This is a genomic window from Blastococcus sp. SYSU DS0753, from assembly GCF_054051175.1.
Genome location: NZ_JBJHAT010000007.1, coordinates 78,902 through 103,719 on the forward strand (window position 1 = coordinate 78,902; position 24,818 = coordinate 103,719).

Genomic DNA, 24,818 nt, shown 5'->3' on the forward strand with positions numbered 1-24,818 from the left:
CCCCGGCGAGGTCAGCTGACCGCCGCGCCGGGACGGAAGGCGTACACCGCGGCGAGCCGGAGCCGGGTCGCCGCCGCGTAGGCCGGTAGTCGGGTGAGCGTGGCGGTGGACGGGCGGTACCCCTCGAGCACCGCGTCGCGCAGCACCGCCGCGGTTCCGAGAAGACCCTGCTGCTCCCGCAGCTCCAGGTGGACCAGCAGATTGGCCACGTCGAGCGCCGGCTCCCCGGCGGCGAGCAGGTCGAAGTCGAGCAGCCCGACGGACCCGTCGTCGGCCACGAGCACCTGCCGGTCGTGCAGGTCCCGGTGCAGGAGCGCCGGTGGACCGGCCGGCCGGTCCGCCAGTGCGCGGGCCACGTCCTCGACACCGGGGACGTCCGCCGCTCCGAACGTGCGGGCCAGCTCCGCCCACCGACGGAGCACCGCCACCTCCGCCGCTGCGTCGTGCACCGGCGTACCCGGCGGTACCGGCGCCCGGTGCAGCGCAGCCAGGGCCGTGCCCAGCGACCGGCAGGCCGGCACCGCGGCTGCGGAGGCGAGCAGTTCGTGCAGCGGCCGGCCCGGCAGGGCGGCCGTGGTCAGCCGGCCGAGTCCGAGGTCGGACCCGAGCAACCGCGGTGTGCGCACCGGCAGCCGGGGCACCCGCTGGGCCGCGAGCAGCAGGCCCGGCAACCGGTCCGGCCGCACCACCTTCGTGTAGGCCACTGCTCCGTCCGGTCCGCCGTGGCGCAGCACCGCGCGCCGCTCCGGGCGGTGGGCCAGCAGAGCGGCGCCCGGAGCGGCGAGGAGCTCGCCCAGGCCGCGCAACCGCCGGTCGGCGCCCTGGGGCTGCAGCACGAGGCCGCCATGCACGGTCGCGCCGACGGTCGCCTCGGCGACCGCCCGGGCGCGTCCGGGATCGCCGAACCACTGCCCCGCGGTCGGCCCCCCGCCCAGCGTGGCCTCCAGGAGCAGGTGCTCCGGACCTCGCGGCCAGGCCCGCAGCAGCCGACCGCCCAGGCTCTCGACGGCGGCGCAGGCGGCGGCGAGCCGGGTGCGCGTCCGGCTCCCGTTCACGACAGGGCCCGCTCGGCGGCGTCCAGGGCGCGGACCAGACCGCTGTCCCACGCGGGTTCGGCCAGCCGGAAGGGCTCCGGCGCCCGGCGCAGCAGCGCAGCGGCGGTGTGGGCGGCCAGCTGACGAGCCGGGGGCAGCGCACGGATCGTGGCGTAGCCGGCGAGCACCGGCTCCACGTCCCCCCCGTGCCCGCCACCGTCGAGACGGGCGCCGGCGATCATCGACGCGAGGTCGGCGGCAGGATCGTCGAGCGCCAGCTCGTCGAGGTCGGCGAGCGCCGGGCCGCTCGGCCCGACGACCACCTGGTCGGCCGAGAAGTCACCGTGGCAGACCCGCAGCCCGGGCGGTGGTCGGAGCCGCGCCGCGATCACCGCGGCCAGGCCCAGGGCGCGGCCGGCCTGCGCGGGGAGCAGCCGCGCCACGAGGCGGGCTCCGGCCCGCGTGCTCTCCGCGACCGTCTCGGGACGGCGCCGCAGCCCCGGGGCGGAGTGCTGGTGGAGCTGCGCCAGCGCCCGGCCCGTGGCGCGGAGCAGCGGCGCACGGTCGCCGACGGGGACGTCGCTCAACGCCTCACCGGGCAGCCACTCCATGACCGTCAGGCCGAGGCCGGCATCCGCGGCGACGAGCCCCGGCGTGCGCACCCGGGCCGTGCCGAACGCGGAGAGGGCGGTCACCAGTTCGGCGGTGACGGCCGGCCGGTGGACACGCATCAGCACCGGCTCCCGGCCGGCGGCGGTGAGGACGCCGACCCACCGGCGGGCGGGCTTGTACCGCAGCACCCGGATCGTCGCCGCGGCGAGCGGCCACCCCGGGAGCAGCGGAGCCAGGACGCCGGGCCCGCCGCCCGGCCCGGCCAGCGCGGCGACACCCGGCAGGTCGCGGTCGGCCGCCCCGGTGGTGAGCAGCAGGCGCCTGCCCTCGTCCACGGCGAGCACCGTTCCGCCCGGGGCCCGGCGCCGGGTCTTGGCGAGCTTGGGCGCGCTGTGGCCGGCCCAGGCGCTGAGCACCGCGGGGACCGCGCCCGCCCCGGTGCGCAGCTCCAGGCCGAGCACGCAGCCGGTGCCCGGCTTGTACCGGAGGTAGCGGCGTCGCGCGGTCCCGAGGCCGTGCCCGGCCAGCCAGCCGGCCAGCACGTCGTCGTCCAGCAGCACCGGCAGGCCCGGCAGACCGGGGTCACGGGCGGCGAGGTCGGCGTCAGCGGGCTGCACGGGGGAACTCCTCGGACCGCGTCGCCGGCCGGTCCGCCGGCACGACGGAGATCGGCGCGGTGCGCGGGTGCTCCGCCGGCAGCGGGACCGGCCCGGTCGGCAGGACCGCCTCGGGCCGCCCGGTGCGGAGCACCCGGCCGTCCTCCATCCAGAACACCCGGTCGGCGTTCCGGGCTGCGGCGAGGTCGTGGGTGATCACGAACGTGGTGCGCCCGTGGGTCAGCCGGGCCAGCGCCGCGGTCACCTCCGCCTCGGTGTCCTCGTCGAGGCCGGTGAGCGCCTCGTCCAGGACGACGATCGGGGCGTCGCGGAGAGCGGCCCGTGCGATGGCGATCCGCTGCCGCTGGCCGCCGGACAGCGTCGAGCCGCGCTCGCCGACCACGGTGTCGTAGCCCTGCGGCAACCGCCTGACGAAGTCGTGTGCACCGGCGAGCCGGGCGGCCGCCTCGATCTCCTCCTGGGTGACCTCCCGGTCGACACCGAGCGCGATGTTCTCCCGCACCGATGCGGCGAACAGCACGCTCTCCTGGAGCACGATGGACACGCTCGCGCGCACCGACGCGACGGTGAGGTCGCGGAGGTCGTGCCCGTCGAAGGCGACGGTGCCCGTGTCCGGGTCGCGCAGCCGGGACAGGAGCGAGACGAGGGAGGATTTCCCCGCCCCCGAGGGGCCGACGACGGCGATCCGCTCCCCCGGCCGCACCCGCGCGCTCACGCCCCGCAGCACGGGATGACCGGGCTCGTAGGCGAGGTGGACGTCGTCGAACTCGACGTAGCCGAGCAGTGCGGGGCACGGGCGTGCCCACGGGGCGTCCCGCAGCCCCGGCTCCTCCTCCAGGACGTCGACGATCCGCTCCCCGGACGCGGCGGCCTTGGAGATCCGGCCGGTGTACTTCGCGATGTCGCGCATCGGCTTGAACGCCGTCTTCAGGTAGGTGAGGAAGACGGTCAGCTCGCCGGGAGTCAGGTCACCGGCCAGGACCTGACGGGCCCCGACGTAGAGGACGATGCCCGTGGCCAGGCCTACGAGGACGTCGGTGCTGCGCTCCAGCCCGGCAGAGAGCCGCTTGGCCCGCACGCCGTCGCGCAGGCTTCGCTCGTTGCTGCCGCCGAAGCGCTGCTGCATGCGCTCCTCGAGGGAGTAGCTCTGCACCACCGTCATCGCCCCGAGCGACTCGGTGGCCAGCGACGCCAGCGCTCCCTCGGCCGTGCGCTGGGTCCGCGAGACGCCACTGATCCGCCGGGTGAGCCGCACGCTGATCAGCCCGAAGAGCGGGAAGACCAGCAGCACGACCATCGCCAGCTGGAGGTTGAGCGCGGCGACGACCGCGAGCATCCCGAGCAGCGTCACGGCGTTACCGAACAGGGGCAGCGCCGCGGTGACCGTCGCCTCCTGCAGCCGGCCGACGTCCCCGGTGACCCGCGTGACCAGGTCCCCGGTCCTCGCACGGTCGTGGAACGCCATCGACAACCGGTTGAGGTGGGCGTACAGCTCGCCGCGCACCCGGGTGAGCACCCGGTTCCCGGCCAGCGCGAAGCAGACGGTCATGCCGAAGGAGGCCAGCGCCCTCAGCGCGACGACCGCGAAGACGGCGATCGAGGCGACGACCAGCACGGTGCCCAGGTCGTCACGCGGTGCGACGGAGAGGTCGGCGCCGGCAGCGACCACGACGGCGTCGATGACCCAGGCCAGCGGCCAGGGCTCCAGCAGCCGCATGGCGACCTCGGCGAACAGGGCGAGCAGCCCCAGCAGGAGCAGCCGGCGCTGGCTGCGCACGTGCGGGCCGAAGCGGCGCAGCGTGCGCCGCAGCCCCGGCAGCGCCGAGCGCAGGCCGATCGGCCGCTCACGGCGGATCGGCGTGCCCGTCCTCACCGCGGCACCCCCGGCCCCGCCGGCGCGGCCGTCCCGAGCGCGTGCGCGAGCGAGCGGCGGACGACGTCCCGCCAGGTGTGCCGGGACACCGCGGCCGCGCGCCCGGCGGAGCGGAGGCGCTTCCGCTCGGCGGCATCCGCGCGCAAGGCCGACAGGGCGGCGGCCAGCGCGGCCGGGTCGCCGGGCGGGACGAGCCGGCCCAGCGGCCGCCCGTCGGGCCCGCCGCCGAGGATGCCCGGCACCTGCCCGACCCGGCTCGCGACGACCGGGAGCCCGGCGGCGAGGTACTCGTAGACCTTCAGCGGGGAGAAGTAGCTGTTCTCGTCGGCGGGGTAGGGCGCCACTCCGACGTCCATGCGCTGCAGCTGGGCCGGCACGTCCGCCGGCGGCAGGGCGCCGGTCGCCTCGGCCACGGCGCCGACCTCCGCCGCCCGGGTCAGCAGGGCCGGCCCCATCGGCCCGTCACCCACCAGCAGCAGCCGCCAGGTCGGGTCGTCCACGGACAGAGCGGCGACGGCGTCGACCAGCGTCTCCACGCCGTGCCACGGCTTGAGGGTGCCGACGAAGCCGACCGTGAACGGCGTGCCCCATGCCGGGGTCACCGGCCGCGACGTCGGCTGCACCCGCTCGACGTCGACCCCGTTGGGCTCGGTCCGCACCCGGTCGGGACGGCGGGACACCGACCGTGCCCAGGCGGCGACCGGGTCGCTGACGCACACGACCGCCGTCGCCGCGGAGAGGGCCGCGGAGGCGACGGCCTCGGCGCCCGCGCGGTCGGCCAGCGACCGGTGCGCGGCCTGCTCCGCGGGCAGCGGCGCGTTGACCTCCAGCACGCTGGGCACGCGGGCTCCCTGCGCCCAGGCGGTCGCGGTCCGCCCCCACAGCGAGTACCGCTCGTAGACCAGCTCGGGTCGGATCCGATCGAGGCAGGCGGCGACGGCGGCGTCGCAGGCCTGCGCGGAGCGCTCCCGGTCAGCGTCCTTTCCCGTGACCGGTGGCAGACCGTCCAGCGTGAGGCCGGGCAGCGGCTCGCCGCCCAGGCGGGGACTGAGGACGTGCACCTCGTGCCCGTCGGCGGCGAGCTCGCGGAGGACCGCCTGCAGGTGCACCGACGCGCCCTTGCTGCCGAAGACCGGGATGCCCGGATCGGTGCAGACGACGGCGACGCGCATCAGCCGGCCACCACGGCCTGCGTGCGGGCCGTCGACGCGCTCCCCGTGGGAGCTGCAGCGGGCGGGAAGCCGGCCGCGACGCCGGCCGCCTGCCGGCGGGCGTCGAAGTCGGCCTCGATGCGGTGCCGCGCCGACGTCGCCAGCCGGGCGCGCAGGTCGGCGTCGTCCAGCAGTCGGCCCAGAGCGGTCGCGAGCGCCCCGGGGTCGCGCTCGGGCACCAGCAGGCCGGTCTCCTCGTCCCGCAGGACCTCGGGGATGCCGGTCACCGGCGTCGCGACGCACGGCGTCCCGAGTGCCATCGCCTCCAGCAGCACGGTGGGCAGCCCGTCGCGGTTCCCGTCGACGCCGACGACGCAGGGCGCGGCGAAGACGGCGGCCGAGCCGACCACCCTCCGCACCTCCTCCTGGGTGAGCGCCCCGGTCATCGTCACGACGTCGTGGAGCCCCAGCCGGCCGACCCGGGCGGCCAGCTCGCCGGCCAGCGGTCCGGTGCCCACCAGCTGCACCGAGAGCTCGCGGCCACGGGCGCGCAGCAAGGCGACGGCGTCCAGCAGGTCCGCGAACCCCTTCTTCTCCACCAACCGGCCCACCGCCGCGATCACCGGCGGGCGGTCCGTGACCGGGTTGCGCGGGAAGGCGGCGAGGTCCAGGCCGTTGTAGACCCGCCGGACCCGGTCCGCGGCGGAACCGAAGCGGCCGCGCAGGTGCGCGAGGTTGAAGTCGCTGATCGTGACGACGTCGGCGGCGTCGACCAGCTTGGCGCGCAGCTCCTCGTGCCGGACCTCGCTGTGGAAGATGTCCTTCGCGTGGGCGGTGAACGAGTACGTGATCCCCGCCAGCCGCGCGGCGAGCCGGGCGACCGTGGTCGCGACGGACGCGAAGTGGGCGTGCAGGTGCGTGACTCCCCCGGCGCGGACGGCGAGTGCGAGCTCCAGCGCCTGCGCGGCGTCGAGCGCGTCGGCGTCCCACAGCTCGTCGGCGTGGTGGGCGAGGTCAGGCAGCCCGGCGCGGGCGTCCCGGAACGCCGTCCACAGGTCGTCGGCGCGGATGCTCGACGAGCGCAGGTAGGTGACCGGCGCCCGCAGGCGGGCGAGCGACTCGTGGAAGCGGCCGTCGGCCGGTGGCCGCAGGGAGAAGACCGCGACGTCGAGACCGCGCTCCTGGTGGGCGAGCAGCTCGGTGACCACGAAGGTCTCGGAGAACCGTGGGTACATCTTCAGCACGTAGCCCACGCGGCCGGGGCGGATGGGCTCAGGCAGCTGCACGACGGACCTCCTGCAGCGCGGTGCCGCCCGCGCCACCGGTCCCGCGGGCGGAGCGGCCGAGGGGCGGACGGGACCGGCCGCCCAGCACCAGGTCGGCCAGGTGCGGGACCCGGCGCAGCCCGTCCAGGTCGACCGGCGCACCGGCCGGGGCGGGCGTGCTGACCGCGGTCGCCAACCAGTCGCCCAGCACGGCGCCGCTCAGGTCGGCCGGGCGGCAGTAGTCGAGCAGCCCGCGCTCGGCGAGCCGTTCGGCACGTACCAGCTGCTCCTCGCGTGGGGCCACCCGCGGGACGACGAGCGCCCGGACGCCGGCGGCGAGGAGCTCGCAGACGCTGTTGTACCCGCCCATCGAGACCACCGCGGCAGCCGCGGCGAAGAACTCCTCGCTGTCCGGCACGAAATCGAGGACGGTCAGGCGCTCGTCGGCCGCGGCAGCGGCCCGGACGGCGTCGCGCACGGAGGCCGCCATGAACGGCCCGGTGAGCAACACCCCCCGGTGCCCCTCGGGCAGCGGCGCCGAGGCGAAGGCCCGGGCCAGCTCCTGGCCGTCCTGCCCACCACCCACGGTGCAGAGGACGTAGGGCTCGGCGGGCGGGGTGAGCCGGGCGGTCGGGCGGCTTCGCGGGCGAACGGTGTCCCGGCGGCCGTGCCCGAGGTAGCCGGTGTACTGGACCATGGCGACCACCTCGGGCGGCAAGCGGTACTCGGCGACCGGGTCGTAGACGACGGGATCGCCGTAGACCCACACCGCGTCGAAGTAGTCGACGAGGATCTCGGTGGTGGCCGACCGCTCCCACTCCTCGATCGCCACCTCGGGGCGGTCGAGCACCTCCCGCAGCCCCAGGACGACGCGGGTGTCTCCCAGCTCGCGGAGCGTGCTCAGCGCCGGGAGCAGCTCGCCGCAGACCCCGGCGGCGACCTTGTCGACGACCAGCAGGTCGGGGGCGAAGGCTCCCAGAGCGGCGTCCAGGATGCGCGCCCGGACGTCCAGCACCACCTCGAGCGGGCTGGCCAGCGCACGGGCTGCGTAGTCCCCGTCGTCGGTCTTCCGGATCGTGGGCAGCGTGAGGACGTCCGTGCGCGGTGGGAGCGGAAGCATCGCCGCCTCCGGGTTGCCGGTCAGCAGGAGCACGTCCGTGTCGGGGCGTGCCGCCACCAGCGCGGCGGCCAGGGCGATGTTTCGGCGCGTGTGCCCGAGACCCTGGGTGTCGTGCGAGTAGAACGCGATCCGCCGCAGCCGCGGCGAGGCCTGTGAGGTGCGCGAGGGCTGGGGTGTCGGCGACATGAGGTCCTCCGGCGACGAGGACGTGGCCGTCCGGTGTCGAGTGGGTGACCCCACCGTGCCCAGCTCGCGTGGCACCCCGGTGAGCCGTGGATGAGAGAGACCTCATCCACGGGCGGGTCGAACGGCACGCGGGGCGCGTGGCCGGCCCCGCTCGCGGCGTCAGTCCTCGGTGAAGAGCGCCACCAGCTCGTCGGGCGTGCCGGGCACGTGCAGCGGGAGCACGGAGACCGACCACTCCGGGCGCCGCTCGTCGACGCCGAGCGCCAGGTCCCACGCCGCGCGGGGGGTGAGCGGGCCGAAGCAGGCGTCGTCGCCGTCCTCGCCCAGGTCGACCTCGACGAGCCACTGGTCCGACAGGTCGGCGGCGAGCTCGGCGAAGTCGGGGGCCGCGTCCTCGTCGGGCTCCGGGGAGTCGATCCGGACCGGGTAGATGAGCGCCATCCTGCGCACGGTAGGCCCCCGGGCCCCGTCCGGCATCCCCCGGACGCCCGGGGCGCCGGGGAGTGCCCCGACCGTAGGTTGGGCGCATGACGACGCCGCGGGACGACGGTCGCTCCATGCGCGAACGGATGCTGGCCGGCGAGCCGTACCTCGCCGACGACCCGGAGCTCGGCGAGCTCAGCTCGCGGGCCCTCGACCTCGCCGACGCCTACAACGCGACGTCGGTCCGCCAGGCCGGGCTGCGCCGGAAGCTGCTCGAGCAGCTGCTGGGGTCGGTCGGCGAGGACACCGAGCTGCGCCCGCCGTTGCGCGTCGACTACGGCCGGCACCTGACCGTCGGCGCCCGCTGCTTCGCCAACTTCGGGCTGGTCGCCCTCGACGTCGCCCCCATCACCATCGGGGACGACGTGCAGATCGGGCCCAACGTCCAGCTGCTCACGCCCACGCACCCGGTGGAGGCGGAGCCGCGGCGGCAGAAGTGGGAGGCCGCGCAGCCGATCACCATCGGCGACAACGTCTGGCTCGGCGGCGGGGTCATCGTCCTGGCGGGCGTCACGATCGGCGCGAACACGGTCGTCGGCGCGGGCGCCGTCGTCACCCGGGACCTGCCGGCCGACGTCGTCGCGGTCGGCAACCCGGCACGCGTCGTGCGCCACCTGGACGAGGCCCGGTAGCCGACGAGCCGCCGCCGGCGTCCCCGTGGGAACGCCGGCGACGGCTCGACCGGTCGGAGGCCGACGGGGCGCGGCCGGTGCGACCGCGCCCCGTCAGCCGTCAGTCGTCAGTCCACGACCTCGTGACCGTGCACGTGGTCGTGCGCGAGGCCGCCGCCGCCGGCCGCCTCCCTGAACGTGCCCTGCTCGCCGGCCGGGGCCGGCAGCTCGAACGCCGGACCGGGGACCGGTCGGCCCGGGACGCCGTTCACCGACTCCGTGGAGAAGGCGAACGTGAGCATCGCGAAGGCGATGAGGTCGCTGTTCACGTCCAGCGCGTCGAGGGCCATGTTGTCGATCTGGTCGCAGGCCAGGTGGTAGCACGGGTCGAACTGCTCGCCCGCGGTACCGCCCCAGATCGCCGCCTGCTCCTCGGTCTTGCGCACCTCGGCGCCGGTGAACAGACCCCCGGACGGGATGCCGGCGTTGATGAACGCCTGGTAGTCGCTGCGGCCGGAGTACTCCGCGTCGTCGTAGGGCACCCCGATCTTGGTGTAGTACGACTCGTAGAGGTCCTCGATCGCGGTGGAGCCCGCCGGGATCGGGGCCGAGGCGTCCCAGGTGGACTCGTCCGAGTCGTAGACCATCTGCACGTAGTTCGGCGACGCGACCATGTCGTAGTTCATGTAGAGCGCGATGCGGTCGAGCTCGGACTGCGGCAGCTTCTCGACGTAGCTCGTCGAGCCGACCAGCCCCTGCTCCTCCGCGGCCCACCACGCGAACCGCAACGTGTTGTGCGGCTTCATCCGAGCCATCGACAGCGCCGTCTCGAGCAGCGCCGCCGACCCCGAGCCGTTGTCGTTGATACCGGGTCCGACCTCGACGCTGTCCAGGTGGGCACCCGCCATGACGACGTTGTTCCGGTCCCTGCCCCGCAGCTCCGCGATGACGTTGTAGTCGGTGCGGGTCTCCGCGGGGAGCACCTTCACGAAGGCGGTGGCACCGTCGGCCGCCAGGGCCTCGCCCTGCGCGAAGCTGGCACCGACGACCGGGATGCCGTGCTGCACCGTGGTGCCGTCGCCGAGGGTCGCCGCGTTGGCGACGATCAGCTCCATGCGGTCGGGGCCGTTCCCCTGGTTGAAGATGATCACCGCCTCGGCGCCGGCCTGCTCGGCGTTGGCCGCCTTGTCGCCGAAGTTGCAGGTGCCGCGCTGGACGAGGGCGATGTCGGCCGGGCCGGTGAGGTCCAGCCCGGCGAAGTCCTCGGCCTCGCAGCCGCTGCTGGAGGCGGCCGGGTCGGTCAGTGCGAGGTCGACCGGTACGACGGCGCCCTCCACCGTGCCCGAGCCGCTGCCGGTGAAGACCCCGGTCTCGTACTCGGCCTCGACGGGGGTGAGCTGGCGCAGCTCGGCGGGGAAGTTGAACGTGACCTCGACCGGGTCGAGCGTGACGTCGAACCTGGCCTGCCGCAGCAGGCCCGCGACGTACTCCACGCTGTCGGCGTAGCCGTCCGTGCCCGCCGCGCGGCTGCCCGGGTAGACCGGGTCGTCGCTGTTGTCCGCGATCTCCTGGAACGCGCGCTGGTGCTCGAGGATGTCCTCGAGGTCGACGCACTCCAGCAGCTTCTCGTACGTGATGTTGTGCCGGCGGTCGCACGGATCCCGGGGCAGGGTGTTCGAGTCCCGCGGTGCGGCGGTGGCCGTGGCGGGGAGGGCCAGCGCCAGCAGCAGTCCGCTGGTGCCCAGTGCGATGGCTCGAGCCGCCGTCCGTCGTGCGGACGCGGTCCGTCGTTCGTTCACGCTCGATCCCTTTCGATCGGTGGTCGGCGGGATCCCCGCCGGCGCCGGCGCCCTTGCCGGCACCGGAACTCCACCGGAGGAGAGGGAGCTTGCATAGGGGGAGTTCGCGATCCGGAACTGGCAGGAGCCCGCGCGGCACCCACCCGTCGAGGGCTCTTCTCCGCGGCCGACCAGCGGATTCAGGCGTGAGCCAGGTCACGACACGCAGAAAACGGAAACGACCCTCCGTGACGGGCTGCGACGCTCGGCGACCGTCGCCGGGCGGGCGGGACCTCAGCCCGCCCGGCCGGCCCCGTCCACCGGAAGCCACCGGCGCCACCAGCGGAGCAGGTGCTCCAGGCGGTCCACCCGGTGCCGGGGGCGGCCGCGTCGCGCCAGCTCGTGCCCCTCGCCGGGGAACAGGAGCAGCTCTGCCGGCACCCCGCGCCGGACCAGCTCCGCGTACAGCCGCTGCCCCTGCTCCAGCGGCGTCCGCCGGTCCTCCTCCGCGTGGACGACCAGGGTCGGGGTGCGGATCGTCCCTGCCCGGGCCAGCGGGCTCTGCGCCGCCAACCGCTCGGGGTCGCTGCCCAGATGCGTGTCGACCAGGTACCAGCCCGCGTCGGAGGTACCGGCGAAGGCGACCGGGTCGATGAGCGCCCCCTCCACCACGGCCGCCGCGAACCGGTTCGTCCGGCCGATCAGCAGCGCGGCCAGCGAGCCGCCGTAGGCGCTGCCCATGATCCCCACCCGACCGGCGTCCAGCGCCGGCTCGGTGAGCACCGCGTCGAGGAAGGCCAGGACGTCCTCGGCGTCCGGGCCGCCCCACGCGCCCCGGACGGCCCGCCCGTGCGCCGCGCCGTAGCCGGAGGAACCACGCGGGTTGCACTGCACGACCGCGTACCCGGCGGAGACGAGGACCTGGACCTCCTCCGCCAGCTCCCATCCGCACTGGCGGAACGGCCCGCTGTGCACCACGAGCAGCACCGGGTGCGGGCCCGGCCCCGGTGGCGCGGTCACCCAGCCGTGCACCGGGTACCCGTCGGGGGCGTGCGCGGTGCACTCCCGCATCCGGTGCAGCCGACCGGTGGCACCGAGGTGGCGGCCGAAGCCGGTGAGCAGCCGGCGCCCCCCACCGCCGACGGCCAGCAGCTCCCCGGCCGACCGGTCGTGGCCCACCGTGGCGACGACGACCCCGCCCCCGGCGGCGATGCCCCGGACGGTGAACGGGCCGTCGACGAGCGTCTCGGGTGGCCCGCCGTCCAGCGGAACCCGCAGCAGCTCGACCGCGCCCCGTCGTTGGACGCCGACCAGCACCGCTCCGTCGGCCAGCACGGTCGCGGGGGTCGTGTCGCCCCGCCCGTGCTGCTCGGGGTCGAGGAGCACCGCCAGCGGGCCGCCGTCGACGGGGACCCGGCAGGGCACCGCCTGCCGGGCGGCCGCGTCCACGCCGTCCGGGCCCAGGTCGGGGATCGCGGTGAGCACGATCGTGGCGCCGTCCGGCGTGTACGCCGGGGAGGAGCAGTCGCCGCGGGACTGCGTGACGCGACGGAGCGCGGACCCGTCGGGGCCGATGACGTACACGTCCCGGACCAGGTCCCGGTCCGCCCGGTCGTGGCGCGCCGACACGAACGCCAGCTCGGCGCTGCCCGGGTGCCAGGCCACGTCCGCGCAGTCCGCCTCCCCCGCCGTCACCTGCACCGGCTGCGGGGGCGCGGCGGTGTCGTCGGCGAAGTCGGCCGGCAGCGAGGCGACGAAGACCTGGGCGGGGCGGTCGCGGAAGAAGCCCAGCCCGTCCCGGCGGTAGGTCAGCGTGGTGATCAGGCGCGGCGGCTCGGCCTCCGGGCTCACACCGGGGACCGTGCCGTACCGGCCGTGCTCGGGCACCCGTGCGACGTAGGCGATGCGGCGGGAGTCCGGGGACCAGGCCGGCGCACCGGCACCCAGCGGGTGGTCGGTCAGCCGGCGCGGCGCGCCACCGGCGGCGGGCAGCACCTGCAGCTGCGGACGGCCACCTGGTTCCGCGCCCAGATAGGCCAACCACCGACCGTCCGGGGAGAACTGCGGGTCGGTGTCGCACCGGCCGGTGGTGAGCGGGCGCGCGGGCGCGGAGCCGTCGGTGGGCACCGCCCACAGCTGGCTGCGGTACTCGTCGGCGACGGGGTCGGGCCAGCCGACGGCCACGACCGCCATCCGACCGTCGGGCGAGACCGTCGGCGTCCCCGGCGTGCGCAGGAGGGCGAGGTCCGACGGGCGCATGCCGGCGACGCTAGCCGAGGGATCGGGGCCGGCCGCCCGGCGGCCGGGCCGTCGCCGTCAGCGTGCTGCGCCGCCTCCGCCCGGGCCGCTGGTGTCGGCGATCCGCGCCTCGGCCGCTGCTGCGGCCTCGGGCCCTCCCGGCGCCACCGCCTCGGCCTCCTCCGGCTCGATCACCGGCTCGTCGGCCGAGACGAGCTGGCCCCGCGTGCGCAGCAGGCTGGCGATCGTGGCGACCACGAGGACGCCGAGGATGACCGACAGCGACAGCCAGATCGGGATCTCGGGAACGGCCTCGAGGTGCTCGCCGCCGTTGATGAACGGCAGCTCGTTCGTGTGCAGCGCCTCCATCACCAGCTTGACCCCGATGAAGGCGAGGATCACGGCGAGGCCAAGCGAGAGGTAGACCAGGCGCTTGAGCAGGCCACCCAGCAGGAAGTAGAGCTGACGCAGCCCCATGAGCGCGAAGACGTTGGCCGTGAAGACGATGAACGCCTCCTGGGTGAGGCCGAAGATCGCCGGGATGCTGTCGAGCGCGAAGAGCAGGTCCGTCGTCCCCAGGGCGAGGAAGACGATGATCATCGGCGTCCAGAGCTTCGCGCCGTTCTCCGTGACCCGGACCTTGGCGCCCCGGAAGTCCTGGGTCATCGGCAGCACCCGGCGCATGCGCCGGATGAACGGGTTCTCCTCGTAGTCCTCGTCCTCGCCGCGGTGGCGGACCAGGTTGATCGCCGTGTAGACGAGGAACGCGCCGAAGACGTAGAAGACCCAGGTGAAGCGCTCGATCACCGCGGCGCCCAGCAGGATGAAGATGCCGCGCAGGACCAGCGCGATGATGATGCCGACCATCAGGGCCTCCTGCTGCAGGTGCCGCGGCACCCGGAAGCGGGCCATGATGATCACGAACACGAACAGGTTGTCGACCGAGAGCGAGTACTCGGTCAGCCAGCCCGCGTAGAACTCGGTCGCGGAGGTGCCGTCGGCGACCCAGAACAGGATTCCGCCGAACACGAGGGCCAGCGCCACGTAGAACGCGACCCAGCCTCCCGCCTCCTTCGTGCTGGGTTCGTGCGGGCGGCGGGCGACGATGGCGAGGTCGGCGAGCAGCAGGACGGTCAGCCCCACCAGCGTCGCGACCTCGAACCAGACGGGGAGGGCCACGCGCCGGAACGCTACGTACCGGAACGGCGGCCCGCCCGGCGAACGACGGGCCGGGGGCGGTGAGGCTGCTCACGTGCCGCCGCGGCCCGCCGGACGGCCGGCTCCGCCCGGGGAGACCACCCCGGGCGGAGCCGGCCGGGGCTCAGTCCGTCGAGCCGTCGTCCCGCGAAGTCACCGGGGCGTTCCTCGGGTCCGGCGGACCCTCGCCGCGCCCGGGGGTGTCCAGACCGTCGTGGCTCCCCGGAGCGGGCACGTTGCGCCCGGTCCGGTCGGCGCCCGGGTCCCCGGCACCCGTCGGGCTGGTGTAGCCGGCTGCCTCGTCGCGCTTGTTCTTGGCCAGGCTGGCGACGGTGGTGATCAGCAGGGTGACGAGGATGACCGTCAGGGACAGCCACGTCGGGATCTCGGGCACCACGGTGACGTGCTCCCCACCGTTGATGAACGGCAGCTCGTTCTCGTGCAGGGCGTGGATGAGCAGCTTGATCCCGATGAAGCCGAGGATCACCGCGAGGCCGTAGGCCAGGTAGACCAGGCGGTCCAGCAGGCCGTCGATCAGGAAGAAGAGCTGCCGCAGCCCGAGCAGCGCGAAGGCGTTGGCGCTGAACACCAGGTAGGTCTCCTGGGTCAGCCCGAAGATCGCCGGGATGGAGTCGACGGCGAAGAGGATGTCGGCGCTGCCGATGGCCACCAGTGCGATCGCCAGGGGCGTGATGTAGCGCTTGCCCTCGAGCTTCGTGACCATCCGGTCGCCGTGGTACTCCTTCGTCGTCGGCACGGCCTTGCGGGTGAGGCGGAGGAGGAGGTTCTCCTTGAACTCCTCGTCCTCGTTGTGCCCGCCGCTGCGCGCCTGCGCCCAGGCGGTGTAGATGAGGAATCCGCCGAAGAGGTAGAAGACCCAGCTGAAGTTGTTGATCGCCGCGGCGCCGACGAGGATGAAGGCGGTCCGCAGGACCAGCGCGAACGCGATCCCGAACAGCAGCACCTTCTGCTGCAGCTCCCGCGGTACCGCGAAGCTCGCCATGATCAGCACGAAGACGAACAGGTTGTCCACCGAGAGGCTCTTCTCGGTGATGTAGCCGGCGAAGTACTCACCGCCGTACGTGCCGCCGTAGGCCCACAGGATCAGCAGTCCGAAGACGACCGCGATCCCGACGTAGATGGCCGACCAGGTGGCCGATTCCCGCAGGGTCGGCGCGTGCGGCGTGCGCACGTGCCCGTAGAAGTCGAACACGAGCATGCCCACGATCGCGCCGACCGTGACCGCCCACACCCAGAAGGGCACGTCCATTGCAGAAGACCTCCGGTATCACTGCCAGCCATCCGGCACCGGAGGTCTCTCCCGCCGCCGGCCCGAGGCCTGCGGCCGGCAGCACCGGAGGCCATGGGACCTCGTGATGACGACGCTGCCGCGCGGGGATACTCCCCTCCATTGTGCATCCCGCCGCCGTGCAGACGTCGTCGGATGCGGGCGCCGGGGTGCTGGGCGACACGCTACCCCGAGGGCGCCGGAACCACCGCCCGTGCGTCCAGGCGCGCCGCCCGGCCCCGCTCCCGGGCCCACCGACCGGCCGCCGTCAGGCGTGCGCGGCGTCGAACTGGCGCAGCTCCTTCTTCAGCTCGTTCAGCTCGTCCCGCAGGCGGGCGGCGACCTCGAACTGCAGCTCGCGGGCGGCGGCGAGCATCTGCTCGTTCATCTGCGTGATCAGGTCGGCCAGCTCGGCACGCGGCAGGCCCTGCACGTCGATCGAGCCGGCCTTGACCTTGCCCTTCGACGACAGCCCCGGCACCGGGGCCTTGCCGCGGGACTGCTGCCGCCCCGATCCGCCGACGAGCTCGACCGACTCGGAGTCCTCCGCCTCGCGGTAGATGCCGTCGAGGATGTCGACGATCTTCTTCCGCAGCGGCTGGGGGTCGATGCCCCGCTCGGTGTTGTAGGCGATCTGCTTCTCGCGCCGGCGGCTGGTCTCGTCGATCGCCTGGGCCATGGACGGGGTGATCTTGTCGGCGTACATGTGCACCTGGCCGGAGACGTTGCGCGCCGCGCGGCCGATCGTCTGGATCAGCGACTTGCCCGACCGGAGGAAGCCCTCCTTGTCGGCGTCGAGGATCGCCACCAGCGACACCTCGGGCAGGTCCAGCCCCTCGCGCAGCAGGTTGATGCCGACGAGCACGTCATACTCGCCCTGCCGGAGTTCCCGGAGCAGCTCGACGCGGCGCAGGGTGTCGACCTCGGAGTGCAGGTACCGCACCTTGATGCCCAGCTCGAGCAGGTAGTCGGTCAGGTCCTCGGCCATCTTCTTGGTGAGCGTGGTGACCAGGATCCGCTCGTCCTTCTCGGTGCGCAGGCGGATCTCGTGCACCAGGTCGTCGATCTGCCCCTTCGTCGGCTTCACCACCACCTCCGGGTCGACCAGCCCCGTCGGCCGGATGACCTGCTCGACGACGTCGCCCTGGACGCGGCCGAGCTCGTAGTCCCCGGGCGTTGCCGAGAGGTACACCGTCTGGCCGATCCGGTCGGCGAACTCCTCCCACTTCAGCGGGCGGTTGTCCATCGCCGACGGCAGCCGGAACCCGTGCTCGACGAGCGTGCGCTTGCGGCTCATGTCGCCCTCGTACATGCCGCCGATCTGCGGCACGGTCACGTGCGACTCGTCGATGACCAGCAGGAAGTCGTCGGGGAAGTAGTCGATGAGGCAGGCACCGGCGCTACCGGCCGCCCGGCCGTCGATGTGCCGCGAGTAGTTCTCGATGCCGGAGCAGAACCCGACCTGGCGCATCATCTCGATGTCGTAGGTGGTGCGCATGCGCAGCCGCTGCGCCTCCAGCAGCTTGCCCTGCTTCTCGAGCTCCGCCAGGCGTACCTCCAGCTCCGCCTCGATGGAGGCGATCGCCCGCTCCATGCGGTCGGGGCCGGCCACGTAGTGGCTGGCCGGGAAGACGAACAGCTCCTCCACCTCGCGCACGACCTCGCCGGTGAGCGGGTGCAGGTAGTACAGCCGCTCCACCTCGTCGCCGAACATCTCGATCCGGACGGCGAGCTCCTCGTAGACCGGGAAGACCTCGATCGTGTCGCCGCGCACCCGGAACGTGCCACGGGTGAAGGCGAGGTCGTTGCGGGTGTACTGCTCGGTGACCAGGGTGCGCAGCAGCTCGTCGCGGTCCCGCTCCTCCCCCACCGAGATCTTCAGCGCGCGGTCGACGTACTCCTCGGGCGTGCCCAGGCCGTAGATGCAGGAGACCGTGGACACCACCACGACGTCGCGCCGGGTGAGCAGGCTGTTCGTGGCCGAGTGCCGCAGCCGCTCGACCTCCTCGTTGATCGAGGAGTCCTTCTCGATGTAGGTGTCCGTCTGCGGGACGTAGGCCTCGGGCTGGTAGTAGTCGTAGTAGGAGACGAAGTACTCGACCGCCGCGTCGGGCAGCAGCTCGCGGAACTCGTTGGCCAGCTGCGCGGCGAGGGTCTTGTTCGGCGCCATCACCAGCGTCGGGCGCTGCACCTGCTCGATCAGCCACGCCGTGGTCGCGGACTTGCCGGTGCCGGTGGCGCCGAGCAGGACCACGTCCTTCTCCCCGGCGTTCACCCGCTCGGCGAGCGCCTTGATCGCCGCCGGCTGGTCGCCCGCGGGCTCGAACTCGCTGACGACGCGGAAGCGCCCCTGCGTGGGCCGGAGATCGGTGGTCGTGCGCACGCGACGACGGTACGTCGGCGGTGTGACAGAAGGCGTCGCGCGCGCACCGGGCGGTGGCTGGGGCGGAGGGGACGGCGGCGGCGGGGCCGGTACTTGTCTGCTCCGGCTCGCACCCCTAGCGTGCCCAGTCGCAGGAGCGGTCCGCGCCGAGGACCAGCGCCACCCGGGGCTCCCCGGGCGAGGTCGGACCCGGCGCGCCGCCGGCCCCACCCCACCGGGCAGGTGGCACCGCCGCCCCCCGGTCGGCCGGGCCCCCGGTGGCATCCCGGCCGGACCTGCGCACGACGCCCCCCGCGGTCCGCCGCGGGGGGCGTCGTCGTCCGTCGGAGCGGCGTCCCGCCGGAGACCCGGGGCACGGTCGCCGGTCTCACGCCCGCCGGAGGTGTGGCGAGCCCCGGACGCGGGCACCGGGGTCCCGACGTCCGTCCCGACCCGGTCACGCGAGCACGCGCCCGGGTCTCCCGCCCCCAGCCCCGGGGCGCCCTGCGCAGGAGGAACGACCCAGATGACCCAGGTGTGGCCCGGTAGCGCCTATCCCCTCGGTGCCACGTACGACGGCACCGGAACCAACTTCGCGATCTTCAGCGAGGTGGCCGAGAAGGTGGAGCTGTGCCTGTTCGACGAGGACGGCAACGAGGAGCGGGTCCGGCTGCCCGAGATGGACGGGTACGTCTGGCACGCGTTCCTCCCCGGCGTCCACCCGGGCCAGAAGTACGGCTTCCGGGTGCACGGGCCCTACGACCCCTCGCAGGGCCTGCGCTGCAACCCGAACAAGCTGCTGCTCGATCCGTATGCCAAGGCGATCGACGGCCAGGTCGCCTGGCACCCCTCGGTCTTCGGCTACGACTTCGAGACCCAGGAGCGCAACGACGAGGACTCGGCCCCGCACATGCCGAAGTCCGTCGTCGTCAACCCGTTCTTCGACTGGGGCGTCGACCGCCCGCCGAAGACCCCCTACAACAAGACGGTCATCTACGAGGCCCACGTCAAGGGGCTGACGATGACCAACCCGCGGATCCCCGAGGAGCTGCGCGGTACGTACGCCGGCATCGCCCACCCGGCGACGATCGAGCACCTCACCGACCTGGGCATCACCGCCCTCGAGCTGCTGCCGGTGCACCGCTTCGTGCAGGACGACACCCTGCAGCAGAAGGGCCTGCGCAACTACTGGGGCTACAACTCGATCGGCTTCTTCGCGCCGCACGACGAGTACGCCAGCGACACGACGGCGGGTCAGCAGGTGCAGGAGTTCAAGGGCATGGTGCGCGCCCTGCACGAGGCGGGCATCGAGGTCATCCTCGACGTCGTCTACAACCACACGGCCGAGGGCAACCACCTGGGCCCGACCCTGTCGTTCAAGGGCATCGACAACCGGGCGTACTACAAGCTCGTCGAGGGCGACGAGCAGTACTACATGGACTACACCGGCACCGGCAACACGCTCAACGTCCGGACGCCGCAGGCGCTGCAGCTCATCATGGACTCGCTGCGCTACTGGGTCACCGAGATGCACGTCGACGGCTTCCGCTTCGACCTCGCCTCCGCCCTGGCCCGCGAGCTGCACGCCGTCGACCGGCTGGCCACCTTCTTCGACCTCGTGCACCAGGACCCGGTCGTCAGCCAGGTGAAGCTGATCGCCGAGCCCTGGGACGTCGGCGAGGGCGGGTACCAGGTCGGCAACTTCCCGGCCCTGTGGACCGAGTGGAACGGCAAGTACCGCGACACGGTCCGCGACTTCTGGCGCGGCGAAGGCGGCACGATCGGGGAGTTCGCCGACCGCATCTCCGGCTCCTCCGACCTCTACCAGCACTCGGGCCGGCGACCGGTGGCCAGCATCAACTTCGTCACCGCGCACGACGGCTTCACCATGCGCGACCTCGTCTCCTACAACGATAAGCACAACGAGGCCAACGGTGAGGGCAACAACGACGGCGAGAGCCACAACCGCAGCTGGAACTGCGGGGTCGAGGGCGAGACCGACGACCCCGACGTGCTGGCCTGCCGGGCCCGCCAGCAGCGCAACTTCATCACCACGCTGATGCTGAGCCAGGGCGTGCCCATGCTGCTGCACGGTGACGAGCTCGGCCGCTCGCAGGGCGGCAACAACAACGGCTACTGCCAGGACTCGCCGCTGACGTGGATCGACTGGGAGAACGTCGACGAGGGGCTGCTGGAGTTCACCAAGAAGGTCACCAAGCTCCGCGCCGACCACCCGACGTTCCGCCGTCGCCGGTTCTTCCACGGCCGGCCGGTCCGCCGCGGGCTGGGCGACCCGGTGCCCGACATCGCCTGGCTCGCCCCGACCGGCGAGGAGATGGCCGACGAGGACTGGGACGCCGCCTACGCCAAGTCGCTGGCGGTCTACCTCAACGGCGTCGGGATCCGGGAGACCGACGAGCGCGGCGAGTACGTCTCCGACGACCACTTCTACCTGGCGTTCAACGCCTCGCACGAGCCGATCGAGTTCACCCTGCCCAGCGCCGACTACTCGCGGAGCTGGACGCCGGTGCTCGACACCGCCGAGATGCACGAGGTGGAGCCGGTCGAGGTGAAGCCCGGCGAGACGGTGACCGTGCAGGCCCGCTCGATCATCGTCCTGACGGGTCCCGCCCAGTGAGCGAGCCCATCCAGGTGCCCGGGGACGAGCGTCGCCGCGCGGACCCCACGGCGACGTACCGGCTGCAGGTGCACGCCGGCTTCCCGCTGCAGGACGCCGCCGAGGTCGCGGGCTACCTCGCGGACCTCGGCGTCACCCACGCCTACTCCTCCCCGCTGCTCCGCTCGGCCGAGGGCAGCAACCACGGGTACGACACCGTGGATCACGCGCACATCGACGAGGCGCGGGGCGGGCAGGCCGGCTTCGACCGGTTCGTCGCCGCGCTGCACGAGCACGGGCTCGGGCTGGTGCTCGACCTGGTGCCCAACCACATGGGCGTCGACGACCCGGCGGCGGCGCCGTGGTGGTGGGACGTGCTGCAGCACGGCCGGGACAGCGCGCACGCGGACGCCTTCGACATCGACTGGGACTTCGGCGGCGGGAAGGTCCGCATCCCCGTCCTGGGCTCCGCGGACGACGTCGAGAAGCTCGAGGTGGTGGACGGGGAGCTCCGCTACTACGACAACCGCTTCCCCATCGCCCCCGGAACCGGGGACGGAACGCCGCAGGAGGTGCACGCGCGGCAGCACTACGAGCTGGTGGACTGGCGCCGCGCGGACAGCGACCTGAACTACCGGCGCTTCTTCGCGATCAACACGCTCGCCGGGCTGCGGGTCGAGGACCCGGCGGTCTTCCAGGCCACGCACGAGCTGGTGCTGCGACTGGTGCACGACGGCGCCGTCGACGGGCTGCGCATCGACCACCCGGACGGGCTGGCCGACCCGAAGGGATACCTGGACCGCCTGGCCCAGGCGTCGGACGGCCGGTGGACGGTCGTGGAGAAGATCCTCGAACCCGGGGAGGACCTCCCCGAGAGCTGGGCGACGGCGGGGACGACGGGTTACGACGCCCTCGCCGAGGTGGACGAGGTGCTCGTCGACCCGGCCGGGGAGCCGGCGCTGACCGCGCTGGACACCGAACTCGCCGGCCGGCGGGTCGACTACGCCCAGCTGGTCCACGACTGCAAGCGCGAGGTCACCGACGGGATGCTCGGCTCGGAGGTCGCCCGGCTGGTCCGGGTCATCGGCGCGCTCGGAGGGGCGGGCGGCGGCGCGGTCGACCGGGAGCAGGAGACCGAGGCGCTGGCCGAGCTGCTCGCCTCCTTCCCGGTCTACCGGAGCTACCTGCCCGACGGCCGGGAGCACCTGGACCGGACCGTGGCCGCGGTCCGGGAACGCCGCCCCGACCTGGCGCCGGCGCTGGAGGCGCTGCACCCGGTGCTCTCGCAGGCCGGTACCGAGGCGGCCACCCGCTTCGAGCAGACCAGCGGGCCGGTCATGGCCAAGGGCGTCGAGGACAGCGCGTACTACCGGTGGGCGCGCTTCGCGGCGCTGAACGAGGTGGGCGGTGACCCGGCCCGCTTCGGCAGCACGGTGGCCGAGTTCCACGAGGCACAGCGCCGGCGGCTGGCGTTGCGGCCGCGGTCGATGACCACGCTGTCCACGCACGACACCAAGCGCAGCGAGGACGTGCGCGCCCGGCTGGCGGTACTCGCCGAGCTCCCCGCCGACTGGGCGCGGCTCGTGCGGGGCTGGATCACCCGGCACCCGCTGGCCGACCGCTCGCTGGCCCACCTGGTGTGGCAGAACCTGGTCGGCGCGTGGCCGCTCTCCCGGGAGCGGGCGCACACCTACGCGGAGAAGGCGGCCCGCGAGGCCGGCACCTCGACCACCTGGACCGCTCCGGACCAGGAGTTCGAGGAGCAGCTGCACGCCCTGGTCGACGCCGCGTTCGACGACCCCACGACGCGGTCGGAGATCGACGCCTTCGTCACCCGGATCGCGCCGCTGGGCTGGTCGAACTCGCTGACCCAGAAGCTCCTGCAGCTGACGATGCCCGGTGTCCCCGACGTCTACCAGGGCACCGAGCTGTGGGACTTCTCCCTGGTCGACCCGGACAACCGCCGCCCCGTGGACTACGCCCTGCGCCGGCAGCTGCTCGCCCGGCTCGACGGCGGGGAGGTGCCCGCGGTGGACGAGACCGGCGCGGCGAAGCTGCTGGTCGTGTCGCGCACCCTGCGCGCCCGCCGGGACCACCCCGAGTGGTTCACCGCCTACGAGCCGGTGGCGGTCACCGGGGCGGCGGCCGACCACGTGATCGCCTACGACCGCGGTGGTGTCGTCGTGGTCGGCACGCGGCTGCCGGCGAAGCTGGCGCAGGACGGCTGGGGCGACACCGCGCTCCAGCTGCCGAACGGCGCGTGGCGGGACCTGCTCACCGGTGGACGGGCGGTCTCGGACGTCGCCGGTATCGCTGCCGACGTCGTGCTCTCCCGCCTGCCGGTGGCGCTGCTCGTGCGGGAGTAGGCGGCACCGCCGGTGGCGCCGGAGCATCCTCCCGCGCCACCAGCCGACGTCACGACACCATCCGGGCCTCGGGCGGTGCGGTCGCACGACGCCGCCGGGGTCCTGGCTCCGGCACCGGGTGCGGTGCCGTCGGCAGGGACCAGTGCTCCCCGAGCCAGGCATCGAACGAACGGGGCTCGTACCGCATCGTGCCCCCGCTCGGGTACGGCGTGAACTCGCCGAACCAGACCGCGTTCCCCGTGGTGTAGAGGTCGACCCGCATGAAGTCGAAGGACCGCCCGAGGACCCGCGCGGCGTGCAGCATGGCGGCCAGGTTCTCCGGCGCCGCCATCGGCGGCCCGCACGGGGCGACGAGCTGGACGGGGATCTGCTCCCACTCGGGGGTGTAGTAGCTGCGCGTCTGCTCGCGCGTGAACCTGCCCCGGTCCACCTGGATCGCGGCGACCTCGCCGTCGAAGACGAGGAACTTGAAGTCGTCCAGGCGCGCTCCCCCGGCGATGTGCTCCTCGAGCACGAACAGCTTGCGCGCCCTGCTGTAGGCCCACTCCCCCAGCAGCGCACTCTGGTCGTCCCGCAGCCACTCCCGCGTCGCCGCCACGGTCGACGCGTCGATCACCTCCGAGGCCGCCCCGAAGCGCACCAGGCCGCTGCGGTGGTTCGGCTTGAGCACCCACGGGCGGTCGAACGCGCGACCGACCACCTCGCCCAGGTCCTCGCCCCACCACAGGGTCTCGGGCACCAGCACGCCGGCCTCCTGCTGGAGACAACGCGCGTGCTCCTTCATCGCCAGCTTGTCGCAGGTCCACTCCAGTTCGGGCCGGCGGTCCCGGAGGATGCGCCAGCTGACCTTCTCGGTGAACGTCCGCGGGTCGCGGAGCCGAGGGAGGCGCCGCTGCCCGGCCAGGTAGAGGTACCGCCGCCGGGCGGCCGGCGGCAGGAAGCCGGCGAACCGGCGGTGCGCGGGCTGCAGGCGCGAGCGGAGAACCGCGTTGAGCTGGCTCCGGGGCATCACGAGCTCCTTCCGCGCGGGGCACCTGTTCGTCCGACGTTCTCCTGACCGTGGTGGACACAGGTATCCCACCGTGGCCGAGAGGCTAGTGCGGACAACGCCCCCCCACCTCCCTCCGTCGAGCGAGAGCCGCCGGCGGGCTGGGCCACGTGACCCGTCGAGACGGCGTCCCCGGCGAGCGGGGATCGCTCAGGGAGCAGGCGGCATTCCGCGGCCGTCGGACCGCAGGTGGCTCAGGTGGTCACGACAGCGAGGTGCCCGGCCGGTGCTCGGCGAGGTCGACCGGTCGTCGGGCGAGCCGCACCGTCGACCGGGACACCGAGATCATCGCCGCCAGGAAGACGATGGCACCGGCCATCTCCAGTGACTCCTCGATCGAGGAGGCCACGACGAACGCCAGGCTGCCCTTCTGGCCACCGTTGAGGTCGTAGGCGAGGCCGCCGATGGCCTCGACGCCCATCGCCCCTCCGACGTACAGCACGGCGGCGATCACGACGAGTCGACCGATGGAGGTGGGCAGCGCGCGCAGGAATCCGAGGTAGGCCAGCGCGAAGGCGACGACGACGGGCGCCGCGACCAGGATCCAGCCGAACGAGAAGATGCCGCGGGCGTCGATCAGCGAATCGACCACCACCTCGGCCGATTCGTGCAACCTGGCCGCCTCGTCGGCGGAGAGGTAGGCGAAGGCGACGGCGAGGAACGCCCAGTGCCGCCACCACCTGTCCTCCGCGGTGCGACGGTCCACCGCGATCCCCCAGACGACCAGGGCCGAGAGCAGCAGGATCGTCGCGGACAGCCAGGACGCCAGATTGGCCTCCTGGTCGACGCTGAAGATCCGCAGCAGGCCCTGGAAGCCGAAGAAGACCGGCTGCCGCACGCCGCTGTCGAGCTCGGCCGCGTTCGCCGGCTGGGCCGCGACCACCCGCAGCACGACGCTCACGAGGTTGATGACGATCGCGGCCACGCTGAGCGCGACGAGCAAGCGTCGGGTATTGCCGATCGGCACCATCG

The 24,818-nt window shown here is 73.6% G+C and carries 17 protein-coding genes; 3 read left to right on the top strand and 14 right to left on the bottom strand.

Going from position 1 to position 24,818, the window contains the following annotated elements; translation table 11 throughout:
- Positions 1-11: 11 nt before the first annotated feature.
- The 7 genes from ACI799_RS08420 to ACI799_RS08450 form a co-directional block, all read right to left on the bottom strand.
- Positions 12-1,055, bottom strand: a complete 1,044-nt coding sequence (locus ACI799_RS08420; protein WP_456598842.1) for a phosphotransferase family protein — start codon at positions 1,053-1,055, stop codon at positions 12-14.
- Positions 1,052-2,263 carry an aminoglycoside phosphotransferase family protein gene (locus ACI799_RS08425; RefSeq protein WP_456598843.1) on the bottom strand — a complete coding sequence of 404 codons (1,212 nt, stop codon included), beginning with the start codon at positions 2,261-2,263 and terminating at the stop codon, positions 1,052-1,054. The genes ACI799_RS08420 and ACI799_RS08425 overlap by 4 nt, the downstream gene beginning before the upstream one ends.
- Complete coding sequence (locus tag ACI799_RS08430) at positions 2,250-4,136, bottom strand: ABC transporter ATP-binding protein (RefSeq protein WP_456598844.1); 1,887 nt, start codon at positions 4,134-4,136, stop codon at positions 2,250-2,252. Before ACI799_RS08430 ends, ACI799_RS08425 begins: the two co-directional genes overlap by 14 nt.
- Positions 4,133-5,308, bottom strand: a complete 1,176-nt coding sequence (locus tag ACI799_RS08435) for a glycosyltransferase family 4 protein (RefSeq protein WP_456590313.1) — start codon at positions 5,306-5,308, stop codon at positions 4,133-4,135. Before ACI799_RS08435 ends, ACI799_RS08430 begins: the two co-directional genes overlap by 4 nt.
- Entirely contained in the window at positions 5,308-6,573 is a 1,266-nt protein-coding gene (locus tag ACI799_RS08440; protein WP_456590312.1) for a glycosyltransferase, read from the bottom strand. The genes ACI799_RS08435 and ACI799_RS08440 overlap by 1 nt, the downstream gene beginning before the upstream one ends.
- Positions 6,560-7,858 carry a glycosyltransferase family protein gene (locus tag ACI799_RS08445; RefSeq protein ID WP_456590311.1) on the bottom strand — a complete coding sequence of 433 codons (1,299 nt, stop codon included), beginning with the start codon at positions 7,856-7,858 and terminating at the stop codon, positions 6,560-6,562. The genes ACI799_RS08440 and ACI799_RS08445 overlap by 14 nt, the downstream gene beginning before the upstream one ends.
- A 159-nt stretch (positions 7,859-8,017) precedes the next feature.
- Positions 8,018-8,299, bottom strand: a complete 282-nt coding sequence (locus tag ACI799_RS08450; protein ID WP_456590310.1) for a hypothetical protein — start codon at positions 8,297-8,299, stop codon at positions 8,018-8,020.
- A gap of 86 nt (positions 8,300-8,385) precedes the next feature.
- Between ACI799_RS08450 and ACI799_RS08455 the strand changes: the two genes are divergently transcribed.
- Positions 8,386-8,973 carry a sugar O-acetyltransferase gene (locus ACI799_RS08455; protein WP_456596471.1) on the top strand — a complete coding sequence of 196 codons (588 nt, stop codon included), beginning with the start codon at positions 8,386-8,388 and terminating at the stop codon, positions 8,971-8,973.
- Between the two features lie 107 nt (positions 8,974-9,080).
- Here the strand turns inward: ACI799_RS08455 and ACI799_RS08460 are convergent, their stop codons facing one another.
- The 5 genes from ACI799_RS08460 to uvrB form a co-directional block, all read right to left on the bottom strand.
- Complete coding sequence (locus ACI799_RS08460; RefSeq protein WP_456590308.1) at positions 9,081-10,751, bottom strand: M28 family metallopeptidase; 1,671 nt, start codon at positions 10,749-10,751, stop codon at positions 9,081-9,083.
- Positions 10,752-11,024: 273 nt separating this feature from the next.
- Positions 11,025-12,989 (bottom strand): S9 family peptidase, encoded by a 1,965-nt coding sequence (locus ACI799_RS08465; protein ID WP_456590307.1) that lies wholly within the window; start codon positions 12,987-12,989, stop codon positions 11,025-11,027.
- Positions 12,990-13,046: 57 nt separating this feature from the next.
- Positions 13,047-14,147: a TerC family protein gene (locus tag ACI799_RS08470; protein ID WP_456612870.1), complete on the bottom strand. Its 1,101-nt coding sequence runs from the start codon at positions 14,145-14,147 to the stop codon at positions 13,047-13,049.
- A gap of 142 nt (positions 14,148-14,289) precedes the next feature.
- Positions 14,290-15,435 carry a TerC family protein gene (locus ACI799_RS08475; RefSeq protein WP_456587808.1) on the bottom strand — a complete coding sequence of 382 codons (1,146 nt, stop codon included), beginning with the start codon at positions 15,433-15,435 and terminating at the stop codon, positions 14,290-14,292.
- Positions 15,436-15,721: 286 nt separating this feature from the next.
- The gene (gene uvrB / locus ACI799_RS08480) at positions 15,722-17,836 is read right to left on the bottom strand and encodes an excinuclease ABC subunit UvrB (protein ID WP_456587807.1); all 2,115 of its coding nucleotides are present in this window, start codon (positions 17,834-17,836) and stop codon (positions 15,722-15,724) included.
- A gap of 505 nt (positions 17,837-18,341) precedes the next feature.
- Between uvrB and glgX the strand changes: the two genes are divergently transcribed.
- Together glgX and treY are read left to right on the top strand one after the other, a co-directional pair.
- Positions 18,342-20,453 (top strand): glycogen debranching protein GlgX, encoded by a 2,112-nt coding sequence (gene glgX / locus ACI799_RS08485; RefSeq protein WP_456598848.1) that lies wholly within the window; start codon positions 18,342-18,344, stop codon positions 20,451-20,453.
- A complete protein-coding gene (gene treY / locus ACI799_RS08490) occupies positions 20,450-22,798 on the top strand; it encodes a malto-oligosyltrehalose synthase (RefSeq protein ID WP_456612871.1) in 2,349 nt (782 codons plus the stop codon). Before glgX ends, treY begins: the two co-directional genes overlap by 4 nt.
- 49 nt (positions 22,799-22,847) lie before the next feature.
- Here the strand turns inward: treY and ACI799_RS08495 are convergent, their stop codons facing one another.
- Positions 22,848-23,807 carry an ATP-grasp fold amidoligase family protein gene (locus ACI799_RS08495; RefSeq protein ID WP_456587804.1) on the bottom strand — a complete coding sequence of 320 codons (960 nt, stop codon included), beginning with the start codon at positions 23,805-23,807 and terminating at the stop codon, positions 22,848-22,850.
- Positions 23,808-24,048: 241 nt separating this feature from the next.
- Complete coding sequence (locus ACI799_RS08500; protein WP_456612872.1) at positions 24,049-24,813, bottom strand: hypothetical protein; 765 nt, start codon at positions 24,811-24,813, stop codon at positions 24,049-24,051.
- Between the last annotated feature and the right edge of the window lie 5 nt (positions 24,814-24,818).